Here is an 11,141-nt window from a genome sequence, read left to right on the forward strand (position 1 = left end):
TTCCACCGAGGAGAATTGATAAGAATTGGCGGTTTCGGGGGGAAGGTTCAACAAATCAAAGAAACAAGCGGGAAATCTTTGTAATAGTTGATAGAAAATACTGTCAGTTTTCACGCAATTAAACTCAAAAAGAGGCCTCTAGTTTAGCAGAAGTTTTTTGTTTTTTGTTTTTTAATTTTAAAAGGCTACCTCAACGAAACTTCACCGGGTTTCGGGTTCCTCAATTATATCCAATACCTCCTGCTCAACCAATCTAGAACGGAGAAGTTCTAACCCATCTTGGTCTGCTAATTCGATAATCTCGACAAGATAACGTCGCACCTGTTCAACAGTTGCCGGTTGCCATTGACGCAGTTTAATTGGCGATTTCTAGTTCTTGAATCAGGGCATCCATATTTCAGTTTTGAAAGCCAATATTATCAGGATAACATGGGTCTAAGTAAAAGGAAAATCGTCGAAGTAATGATCGATATCAATCGGGAACCATTCCCCATCTAATACCTGTTCGAGGGAGAAAGGAGGCTCTAGAGGAATCGCGTCGCGAGTGACTGCTTTCGCTTGTATTAGGGTTTTTCGAGCGTTCGAGTAGGCTTTTTGAAAATAATCCCGCGCGTGGTTGGTGAGAGTAGTAGTTTCTAGCCACTCTCCTAGTTGAGTTCGGAAACTGGCGATTTCTCCTATCCAGTGACAGACGTTTCGTTCTCGCTCCCGTTCCGATTTGTGATAAGCTAACTTAAACAGGTGTTCGATAAGCTGGGTTAATAAACTCTCTACAGCCCGTCTGTCACTTTTCCCCATGCACTCCACTTCCTCAATCAGATTTTCCCAGTCCACCTCATCAAACTTTTTTAGCTTTAAAAGTTCGGCGGTTTTTGAAGCCCAGAGAACAAAATCCTGATCGTATAAGGCTTTCATTGATAAAGCTGTTTCTACTGCCATAGTTTCGTTCCAACTGATGATAAAACTATGTCTTTAGCTTAACTTTACTAGCGCAAACCCTTTTAACTTTTTTGTCCTTTACTAAGCAGTGTAACTCGATCTCAACAGACGTTATACAATAAATCTTGTCCCTCGATCGCATTGTCCCATGACTACCCCCTTCACTGCCGCAGAAATTGCCTCAGAAGGCATCAAACCCGAAGAATACGAAGAAATAGTCAAAAGACTGGGAAGACACCCCAACAAAGCCGAATTAGGAATGTTTGGCGTGATGTGGTCGGAACACTGCTGTTATAAAAACTCCCGGCCGCTGCTTAAACAATTCCCCACCACCGGCGAAAAAATTCTCGTCGGTCCGGGGGAAAATGCCGGAGTAGTGGATTTAGGCGATGGATTGCGATTAGCCTTTAAAATCGAGTCCCATAATCATCCTTCTGCGGTGGAACCCGTACAAGGTGCCGCTACCGGAGTCGGAGGCATCCTGCGGGATATTTTTACCATGGGGGCCCGGCCCATTGCTATCCTCAACTCCCTCCGTTTTGGTAACTTGGAAGATGCCCGCAATCGTCGCATTTTTGCCGGAGTCGTGGAAGGGATAAGTCATTATGGCAATAGTGTCGGCGTTGCCACGGTGGGCGGTGAGATATACTTCGATAATGCCTACAATGGCAATCCCCTCGTTAATGCCATGGCTTTAGGGCTAATGGAAACCGAGGAAATCGTCAAATCTGGGGCAAAAGGCCTGGGAAATCCGGTTTTATACGTTGGTTCTACCACCGGCCGCGACGGTATGGGAGGGGCGAGTTTTGCCAGCGCCGAATTAACCGATAAATCTATGGATGACCGGCCCGCGGTGCAAGTGGGCGACCCTTTTCTGGAAAAATCCCTGATAGAAGCTTGTTTAGAGGCATTTAAGACCGGCGCGGTGGTGGCGGCCCAGGACATGGGGGCTGCGGGGATCACCTGTTCTACTTCCGAGATGGCGGCCAAGGGAGGGGTGGGAATTGAATTAGACCTCGATAAAATCCCCGTCCGGGAAACCGGGATGGTTCCCTACGAATATCTGCTGTCGGAATCCCAAGAAAGAATGTTATTTGTGGCAGCATCGGGACGAGAAGGCGAATTAATCGAGATTTTCCATCGTTGGGGACTTCAGGCTGTGGTCGCCGGCCAGGTAATTGCAGAACCGATCGTCCGTATATTATTTAAAGGGGAAATTGCCGCCGAAATTCCTGCCACGGCCCTAGCGGATAATACTCCGATTTATCATCGGGAATTACTGGCAGAACCGCCAGAATACGCCCAAAAAGCTCAATTATGGCAAGATAGCACGATTCCTATTCCCGAATCCTATAACGAGATTTTATTAAAACTGCTTGATAGTCCCTCGATTGCCTCAAAACGCTGGGTTTATCGTCAATATGACCATCAAGTCCAGAATAACACCGTTATTCTTCCAGGAGGAGCCGATGCCGCCGTGATTCGCGTGCGTCCTCTGGGTGCTAATCCCGCCAATTCTCGGCGAGGTGTAGCGGCGACTACAGATTGTAATCCGCGATACGTTTATCTTGATCCCTATAACGGAGCTAAGTTGGCCGTGGCGGAAGCGGCCAGAAACCTTAGCTGTGTTGGGGCCGACCCCATTGCTGTCACGGATAATCTCAATTTCGGAAGTCCAGAGAATTCAATCGGTTATTGGCAATTAGCCACTGCTTGTCAGGGTATTGCCGAAGCTTGTCGGGAAATGAATACACCAGTGACTGGGGGTAATGTCTCTTTGTACAACGAAACCGTTGACGCAGCTGGCAGCCCCCAGTCTATTTATCCGACTCCCGTGATTGGTATGGTGGGATTAGTGCCGGATATCGGGCAAATTTGCGGCCAAGGTTGGCAAAAAGCGGGCGATTTAATCTATATTTTGGGTTTCTCCCTGCCAACTATCGGCGCTTCCGAATATTTAGCCGTTATTCACGGTTTGGTGACGGGAAAACCGCCAGTAATTGATTTTGAGTTAGAAAGAAAGGTACAAGCGGCCTGTCGTCGGGGAATTCGCGCCGGTTGGGTGAAATCTGCCCACGATTGCGCGGAGGGAGGTTTAGCCACTGCTCTGGCAGAATGCTGTATTAGTGGCCAATTAGGGGCGGAAATTGACCTTTCTTGGCAGCATCAGGGCCGTTTTGATGCGGTGTTATTCGGGGAATTAGCTAGTTGCATTATCGTCTCCGTTTCCCCCGAAAATCAGCAAGATTGGGAAAAATATCTAAAGACACAATTGGGAGACTATTGGCAAATAACCGGCAAAGTTAGCGAAAAAAGCGATAATCTTTTAATTCTTGACCAGAATAAACAACCGGCGATCGATGTTAGTCTAGAAACTATACAGCAAGTTTGGTCAAAAGCGATCGAAAGAAGGCTGTAATCTTGAGGCCGTCAGCTAGATAAGATGGCCGATTATATCGGTAAATAAAGGCTGATAGCTGATAAATAAATCGTTAAAAGAAGATTAAGATCGGTTAAGATTTTGTTACCAAAGTATTCTGCAGCCCCAACCCTCCCATGTCTAGCCATCCCGACTCATCTGTATCTTTTGCCAGTGTCGATAAGCCTGAAGAAGCCTGTGGAGTTTTTGGACTCTATGCCCCCGAGGAAGAAGTAGCAAAACTGACCTATTTTGGACTCTATGCCCTGCAACACCGAGGACAGGAATCGGCAGGTATTGCCACCTACGACGGGGAAACGGTGCATTGTTACAAAGAAATGGGCTTAGTTTCCCAAGTTTTTAGCGAAACTGTCCTTAAAACCTTGCCCGGTACTCACGCCGTCGGTCATACTCGTTACTCTACCACCGGTTCTAGCCGTCGGGCCAATGCCCAACCTGCTGTGATCGAAACCCGTTTAGGTAAACTTTCCCTAGCACATAATGGCAATTTAGTCAATACTTTTGAGTTAAGAAATGTATTGGAAAAGCGCGGTTGTGATCTCGTCACCACCACCGACTCGGAAATGATCGCCGTCGCTATCGGCCAGGAAGTGGATAGTGGCAAGGATTGGATACAAGCGGCGATCGATGCCTTTAGCTATTGTAGCGGGGCTTACAGCCTTGTTATCGGCACACCGACGGGAATTATCGGGGCGCGGGATCCCAATGGTGTCAGACCCTTAGTAATTGGGGTTTTGCAAGAAGAAGGCAATCCCCCCCGTTATGTTTTAGCTTCGGAAACCTGCGGATTAGATATTATCGGGGCCGATTATCTGCGGGATGTGCAGCCGGGGGAATTAGTTTGGATTAGTGAAGATGGCTTATCTTCGGTGGATTGGGCCATGAAACCGGAGAAAAAATTATGCGTTTTCGAGATGATTTATTTTGCCCGTCCCGATAGCATTGTCCACGAGGAATCTTTATATACTTATCGGGTACGTTTGGGGGAACAATTAGCCAAAGAGTCGCCAGTAGAAGCAGATATGGTGATGGGAGTTCCCGATTCGGGTATTCCGGCTGCGATCGGATTTTCGCGCATTTCTGATATTCCCTACGCGGAAGGATTGATTAAAAATCGTTATGTGGGACGGACTTTTATTCAACCAACCCAACACATGAGAGAGTCGGGGATTAAGATGAAATTGAATCCTTTAAAGGATGTTTTACAGGGAAAAAGAGTTATTATTGTTGATGATTCGATCGTGCGGGGAACCACTAGCCGGAAATTAGTTAAAGCTTTACGCGATGCCGGAGCAAGAGAAGTTCACATGAGAATATCTTCTCCTCCGGTGACTCATCCCTGTTTTTATGGCATTGATACGGACAACCAAGAGCAATTAATTGCGGCAACTAAATCGGTGGCGGAAATTCAGGCACAAATCGGGGTGGATAGTTTAGCTTATCTCAGTCACGATGGGATGTTAACAGCAACGAAGGAAGATCCGAAAACCTTCTGTACTGCCTGTTTTAATGGCGATTATCCGATTCCTGTACCCGATAATGTTAAGCGATCGAAGTTGATTTTAGAAACAGTTAAATAGGGGTTGCTGAATAAATCTAAAAACCTTGCTGGGTAAGACTTTTAGACTTTTTATCAATCAAAAAGTACCAGAGATGGGAGTGATCGGGGGGAAAATTCAGGGACTTTTTCCCTGAGAATTAGGTAATTGACCAGGTGAAAATCGGTAAAACCCTACACCCCACACCCCACACCCTGTCCCCACGAATAACTTTTTGCCGCAAACCCTAAATAGCCTCAAGGCTAAATCCTCTGAAAACAATCGGCAATTTCCTGGGGAGTTAAAAGAGAATTAGGATAACCGGAAAGTTGTCCTAATTTTTGTGCTAATAAAACTGCTTGGGGTGGAGTTAGATAGGTTTTGGCTAAGAGATCGGTTTGATGATAAGCTTGCCGGATTGGGGCATCTAAAAGGATAGTTCCTTGACCCATAATAATTACTCTTTCGGCGTATTCTGGCATTAAATAGAGGTGATGGGTGATCACAATCACGGTTTTGCCCATCTGGTGTAATTGACGACTCACCTCTAAAATTGCCTTAGCCCCTTGGTAATCTTGGCCGGTGGTGGGTTCATCGAAAACAACTATACGCGGTTCCATGGCTAAAATTGCCGCAATCACTACCCGCGCTCGATCGCCTTTCGGTAAGGAGAGAGGATGATAGGAGCGATATTCTAGCAATCCCATGGCTTCTAGACTTGCTTCCGTGCGTTGGGTAACGATTTCTGGAGGATAACCGAGATTAGTCAGGGCAAATGATACTTCTTTCTCCACAGTGGTGTTAAAAATCTGATTATCGGGATTTTGGGCTACATAACCTATCGAACGAGCTAAATCACTAACAGAAAAGCTAGTGATCGAACGTCCGTCAATCATAACTTGACCGGTGGTCGCCGAGAGAAGATTGAGAAAATGCTTGACTAAAGTGCTTTTTCCCGCGCCATTTTGACCGATAATCAGCAGATATTCCCCTTCGGCAATATCGAGGGACACATCCCGCAAAGCGGTAGTACCATCGGGATAGGTATGGCAGAGATTTTTTACCCTCAGTATGGGGTTTAAGGGGTCAGAAACCGACGATAAGGGAGGGGTTGGGGTTCTATGATGATAAAAGGATTTAAGCTCGTTTAAACGGGCAAAACCGCGGTCGAGGGTGACAGGAATGGACTCGACCGCCCCGATTTTCTGCTCGATCAAAGCAAAAGTAGTGGCCACTTGCGGAGGACGCAGGGCATTTTCCTGTAAACGTTGTACTTGGGAGTAGATCTCTGCTGGGGTTCCCATGGCTTCGATCGCACCTTCCCTTAATAGTACCAGGCGATCGGCATATTCGGCCATTTCCTCGGCCGCGTGGGAGACCATCACAATAGTGACACCGAGATGGCGATTTAATTCCTTAATGGTGGCGAAAACTTCCTGGGATCCCACCGGATCCAGTTGGGAGGTGGGTTCATCGAGAATTAACAAAGCGGGCTGAACTGCGAGGGCAGCGGCGATCGCTAATCGTTGTTTTTGTCCTCCCGATAGTTCCCCCGGCGATTTTTTTTCCATTCCCTCTAACCGGACTGCCGCTAAAACTTTGGGAATGCGCGCTTTAATTTCCTCTCGCGGTAGCCGTAAATTTTCTAGGGTAAAAGCGATTTCATTTTCTATCGAAGTGGCTAAAAGTTGCGTTTCGGGATCTTCAAATACTGCCCCCACATAGCGGGCCAAGGTGCTAACGGGATGGGTTAAAGTATCTAAACCGGCTACCGTTGCATAACCAAAAAAACGCCCTCCGTAGAATTGGGGGACAATACCGTTAAGAGTTAAACAGAGAGTAGTTTTCCCCGCACCTGTGGGCCCGATAATACCTAAAAATTCTCCTCGATGAATTGCTAAAGAGATATTTTTAAGCACTAGATTGGAGGATTCGGGATAAATATAGGAAACTTTCTCTAATTGGGCGATGATTTCCATTATCGGTGGGGAAGAGAAGACGGGAGTGGGGTAGATAGGGAGATATTTTTCAGGGAAATTTGAATGAGGGACGCTTCTATTTTCCGCTATTTCGATCGATGAACTCGATTATCACACAGGCGGCCTACTACTCTATGATTTATCCTGCAATTTTACCAGTTACCGCTCGCCCGTTCGCAGAAAAACTTAATATTTCTACTCTTGACAAATTTGCTGTAAGGTGGTCACAAAATCGGGGTAGGAAATGCCGGCCGCTTCAGCGTGATGGATAGTGGTGGGTTGACGGCAATTGAGGGCAGCGATCGCTAGACTCATAGCAATGCGATGATCGGTAAAACTGTCCACTTCCGTGCCGAATAGGCCTGTACCGCCGGTAATCTCTAAACCATCGGGTAATTCCGTTACTTTTGCCCCTAGGCGATCGAGTTGGGTGGCCATCACCGTCAGGCGATCGCTTTCCTTCACCCGTAATTCCTCGGCATCCTTGATAATTGTCGTTCCTTGGGCAAAAACCGCCGCTACTGCCAAAATCGGAATTTCATCGATCAGACGGGGTATAATCTCACCAGCGATCATGGTTGCCTGTAGTTGACTGGATTTCACCCGCAGATCCGCCACCGGTTCCCCCGTCACCACCCGTTGATTTTCGAGGGTGATATCTGCCCCCATTGCCTGTAAAACCTGTAAAACTCCGGTTCTAGTCGGGTTTATTCCCACATTTTCGATTAATAACTCGGAATTAGGCACGATTGCTCCCGCTACCAACCAAAAAGCCGCCGAACTGATATCCCCCGGTACAATCACCGTTTGTCCAGTTAAAGTGGGATAACCCGTCACCGTGACGCTATTAGTCTCCCCATCCACCTCAATATTTGCCCCAAAAGCGCGCAGCATCCGTTCACTGTGATCGCGAGATAAAGCGGGTTCCGTGATTGTGGTTTTCCCCTCCGTTAAGAGTCCTGCGAGGAGAAGACAGGATTTCACCTGTGCAGAAGCGACGGGAGAATAGTAGTGGATCGGTTGCAGAGATTCCCCAGAAACGGCTAAAGGAGCCAAAGAATTGGCTTTTCTGCCCCAAATTTGCGCCCCCATTTCTTTGAGGGGTTTCACCACCCTGGACATGGGACGCGATCGCAGGGAAGCATCACCGGTGACGACAAAAAAACGGTCCCGATGACCGGCCAATAATCCTAACATTAAGCGGATCGTCGTGCCGGAATTGCCCGCGTCGAGGATTTCTAAGGGTTCCTCGAGATTGCCTAAACCCCTACCTTTGACGATCACTTTCTCGCTGTTGAGTTGGGAAATTTCCACACCCATGGCACGAAAACAACTAGCGGTACTGCGGGGATCTTCGCCCAATAATAACCCATGAATAACAGTTTCTCCTTCGGCGATCGCCCCCAACATCAGGGAACGATGGGATATAGATTTATCGCCAGGGATGGTGATTTTCCCCCGTAATCCCGTGATTTTACCCGGATCGATGACTAAATCTTGATGGGATTGAAGGGGGTTAAGGGTGACAATAGACATGATCGTTAGGCAGATGAAGACAAGCTCGATCTATTTTCCCCCTTTACCTCGCCCTTTCCTTGTCAAGTTATGTAAAGAATATTAAGCTAGAGTGACAGTTGATTTTCCCAGTGTGACAGGAACGAGGGAAAGGACACAAAGATCGATCGCTCCCGTATTAGGTTAAACTTATCACACCAAGAAACTGATAACTGATAACTGATAACTGATAACTGATAACTGATAACTGATAACTGATTATGTCTCGTCGTCAACTGTTGAGTTTTTTAATTGCAGTAATTCTGGCATTTTTTGCCCTTATTCCCGATGCTAACGCTTTAGGTGGCCCCCAACCCCCTTTAAATCAACCGGCACCCGATTTTAGCCTACCGACTAACACGGGAGAAGGAAATATTTCCCTATCGGATTATCGGGGTAAGTGGGTAGTTTTGTATTTTTATCCCAAGGATTTTACCCCCGGCTGTACCCTAGAAGCGCGGCGTTTTCAGCAGGATTTGCCGAAATATATGGCTAAAAATACGCAAGTTTTAGGGGTAAGTGCCGATGATGTCGATTCTCATGCGGAATTTTGTGACTCGGAGGGGTTAAAATTTCCCTTACTGGCAGATACTACCGGAGATGTTAGTAAAGCCTATGGTTCTTGGATGGGTTATGTTTCCCTGCGTCATACCTATCTTATCGATCCCGATGGGATTTTAAAAGAGATTTATTTAGGGGTAAATCCTGCCATTCACAGTGCCGAAGTTTTAGCACGTTTAGAGGAATTACAGGCGAGTTCTTGAGATAATTGGTCTTGAATCTAGAAATTATCTTGATAAAAGCTACCCGCAGCCGATGGGATAAAAAAAATCCCGACCACGATTTTGTTATCGGTGGGGGATATAGATTAACAACCTTAACCGAGATAATCAGGACTAATTGCAATTATCGTCCTTATCACCCTTACAGTCACGGTTTTGTAAAATTAGCGGCGAAGAGGAACGGTCAAAATGGTTATCTTGACTATTAACCGCTAAAGTGTGAGGAAGAGAACCTAACAGCAAGGAGACCACAACAAACAAGGTTAACGAGATTTTCATGGTTTTACTCCCTTAAGCACCATCAGGTAATTGACCTATTTTTACCATAGGGTTTTTCCGCTCGGATGTCAGTCCCATTGCCAAGAGGGAAAAAGGGGTTAACATGGAAAAAAAGGGAATATAAGTAGAATAAAGTAGAACGGGATGAAACCACAGGGATGGGACGAGTTTCTCAAACATCTAGCCAGAGAATACGGTGTTCAAGGCAAATTAAAGGAGATTTTTTTAGTTCGTTTTGCCTACGAAAATTGGCGCAAACCGGATGAGGAAATTTGGGAAATGGCCGAGGCCGCCAGCCATGAAACCTATAAAAAACAAATGACTAAAATCTATAGCTATTTCTCGGCAGATAAAGATAATGGCTGTCCCGAACTAGAATTAGGTAGTAAAGGGCCGGGTAAGTTCCAAATCCTCCGGGAATGGTTCAAAGATATCAAATATCCTGAATGGAGAAATCAACCCGCCCCGATACTAGCAGAAAAATCGGTTATAGATACTTATATTAGCCGCCCTCCCGTCGAAAGCGACTGTTATCAAGAAATTAATCGTCCGGGGTCACTTATTCGCATTAAATCCCCCGAAAAGACTGGTAAAACTTCTCTCCTGAAACATCTGCTCGCTCAGGCAGATAGTTGGGGACATAGCACAGTTTATATTAATTGTCAAGTGGCAGAAAAGGCGATGTTTGCCAGTTTAGACCGATTTTGTCGCTGGTTTTCGGCAAATGTCAGCCGAGAATTGGGTTTAAAGCCTCAATTAGATGAATATTGGGACGAGGAACTATTTGGCAGTTTAATCAGTTGTCAAACCTATTTTCAGTCCTATCTTTTGGAACAGATTAACGGGCCGCTCTTTTTGGCCCTAGATAATTTAGACAGAATTTTCGAGTATCCCGACATCGCTAGGGATTTTTTGCCGCTTTTGCGCTGTTGGCACGAAGAAGCTAATAATTTAGAAATCTGGCAGAATTTGCGGTTAGCGATTGCTAATTCCACGGAAATCTATATTCAATTGGACGCTAATCAATCTCCCTTTAATGTCGGTCGCGCGATTAAATTACCCGGTTTTAGCCTCGAACAACTGGAAAACTTGGCTAGTAGCTACGGATTGCCTAAAAATGACGATAATCAGCGTTTTATCGGGGATTTAATCGCTCTAGTCGCTGGTCATCCCTATCTTAGCCGTTTGGCCCTGGAAGCGCGGGTGCGCGGGGAAAAAAATATTCTCCCTAATGCTGCTACCCAAGGGGGAATTTATGCGGCACACCTGCGTCATCACTGGGATAGTCTGCAAAAACAGCCGGAATTATTGACAGGGATGGGGGAAGTGGTTAATTCTTCCGATAAGGGAGCGCGATTAGAACCGATTACTGCCTATAAACTGGAAAGTATGGGTTTAATTCAGTTAAAAGGCGACCTAGCCCAGCCTAGCTGTCAATTATATCAGCTTTACTTCCGAGAGGAACAAACTGGCAGCGATCTCTAGTAGATAATTAGGGTCTGCTGAAAAAGTTTTTCCTGGTGGCAGGGTGTGGGGTGTAGGGTGTAGGGTGTGGGGTTTTACCGATTTTGAGGGGGTCAATTACCTAATTTTCAGGGAAAAAGTACCTGAATTTTCCCCCCAATCACTC

Annotated in this window: 9 protein-coding genes; 4 read left to right on the forward strand and 5 right to left on the reverse strand. The window is 46.2% G+C overall.

The features are described from left to right. Positions 1 to 114 (reverse strand): DUF2887 domain-containing protein (locus O9290_RS18655; RefSeq protein ID WP_288057074.1); only part of this gene is annotated, 114 nt, incomplete at its 3' end. 321 nt (positions 115 to 435) lie between these two features. Next, complete coding sequence (locus O9290_RS18660; RefSeq protein ID WP_288057058.1) at positions 436 to 939, reverse strand: DUF29 domain-containing protein; 504 nt, start codon at positions 937 to 939, stop codon at positions 436 to 438. A gap of 148 nt (positions 940 to 1,087) precedes the next feature. Here O9290_RS18660 and purL point away from each other — a divergent pair, with 148 nt between their 5' ends. Together purL and purF are read left to right on the forward strand one after the other, a co-directional pair. Continuing rightward, entirely contained in the window at positions 1,088 to 3,358 is a 2,271-nt protein-coding gene (purL, locus tag O9290_RS18665; RefSeq protein WP_288057062.1) for a phosphoribosylformylglycinamidine synthase subunit PurL, read from the forward strand. Between the two features lie 137 nt (positions 3,359 to 3,495). After that, positions 3,496 to 4,959: an amidophosphoribosyltransferase gene (gene purF / locus O9290_RS18670; RefSeq protein ID WP_288057064.1), complete on the forward strand. Its 1,464-nt coding sequence runs from the start codon at positions 3,496 to 3,498 to the stop codon at positions 4,957 to 4,959. Positions 4,960 to 5,180: 221 nt separating this feature from the next. Here the strand turns inward: purF and O9290_RS18675 are convergent, their stop codons facing one another. After that, a complete protein-coding gene (locus O9290_RS18675) occupies positions 5,181 to 6,896 on the reverse strand; it encodes an ABC transporter ATP-binding protein (RefSeq protein ID WP_288057066.1) in 1,716 nt (571 codons plus the stop codon). A gap of 195 nt (positions 6,897 to 7,091) precedes the next feature. Beyond that, positions 7,092 to 8,432 (reverse strand): 3-phosphoshikimate 1-carboxyvinyltransferase, encoded by a 1,341-nt coding sequence (gene aroA / locus O9290_RS18680; RefSeq protein ID WP_288057068.1) that lies wholly within the window; start codon positions 8,430 to 8,432, stop codon positions 7,092 to 7,094. Positions 8,433 to 8,671: 239 nt separating this feature from the next. Here aroA and O9290_RS18685 point away from each other — a divergent pair, with 239 nt between their 5' ends. Beyond that, positions 8,672 to 9,214, forward strand: a complete 543-nt coding sequence (locus tag O9290_RS18685; protein ID WP_288057070.1) for a peroxiredoxin — start codon at positions 8,672 to 8,674, stop codon at positions 9,212 to 9,214. Positions 9,215 to 9,655: 441 nt separating this feature from the next. After that, positions 9,656 to 10,996 (forward strand): AAA-like domain-containing protein, encoded by a 1,341-nt coding sequence (locus O9290_RS18690; RefSeq protein WP_288087368.1) that lies wholly within the window; start codon positions 9,656 to 9,658, stop codon positions 10,994 to 10,996. Here O9290_RS18690 and O9290_RS18695 read toward each other — a convergent pair. Then, the gene (locus O9290_RS18695) at positions 10,949 to 11,092 is read right to left on the reverse strand and encodes a hypothetical protein (RefSeq protein WP_288087370.1); all 144 of its coding nucleotides are present in this window, start codon (positions 11,090 to 11,092) and stop codon (positions 10,949 to 10,951) included. The two genes, O9290_RS18690 and O9290_RS18695, sit on opposite strands and share 48 nt — an antisense overlap. Positions 11,093 to 11,141: the final 49 nt, after the last annotated feature.

The organism is Microcystis sp. LE19-41.2A (assembly GCF_027530405.1).
GTDB classification, from domain to species: Bacteria; Cyanobacteriota; Cyanobacteriia; order Cyanobacteriales; family Microcystaceae; genus Microcystis; species Microcystis aeruginosa.

What these genes read in the sequence shown, in the direction of transcription:
- O9290_RS18660 (WP_288057058.1), bottom strand. Translation starts at nt 939, where the DNA reads ATGGCAGTAGAAACAGCTTTATCAATGAAAGCCTTATACGATCAGGAT.
- purL (WP_288057062.1), top strand. Translation starts at nt 1,088, where the DNA reads ATGACTACCCCCTTCACTGCCGCAGAAATTGCCTCAGAAGGCATCAAA.
- purF (WP_288057064.1), top strand. Translation starts at nt 3,496, where the DNA reads ATGTCTAGCCATCCCGACTCATCTGTATCTTTTGCCAGTGTCGATAAG.
- O9290_RS18675 (WP_288057066.1), bottom strand. Translation starts at nt 6,896, where the DNA reads ATGGAAATCATCGCCCAATTAGAGAAAGTTTCCTATATTTATCCCGAA.
- aroA (WP_288057068.1), bottom strand. Translation starts at nt 8,432, where the DNA reads ATGTCTATTGTCACCCTTAACCCCCTTCAATCCCATCAAGATTTAGTC.
- O9290_RS18685 (WP_288057070.1), top strand. Translation starts at nt 8,672, where the DNA reads ATGTCTCGTCGTCAACTGTTGAGTTTTTTAATTGCAGTAATTCTGGCA.
- O9290_RS18690 (WP_288087368.1), top strand. Translation starts at nt 9,656, where the DNA reads ATGAAACCACAGGGATGGGACGAGTTTCTCAAACATCTAGCCAGAGAA.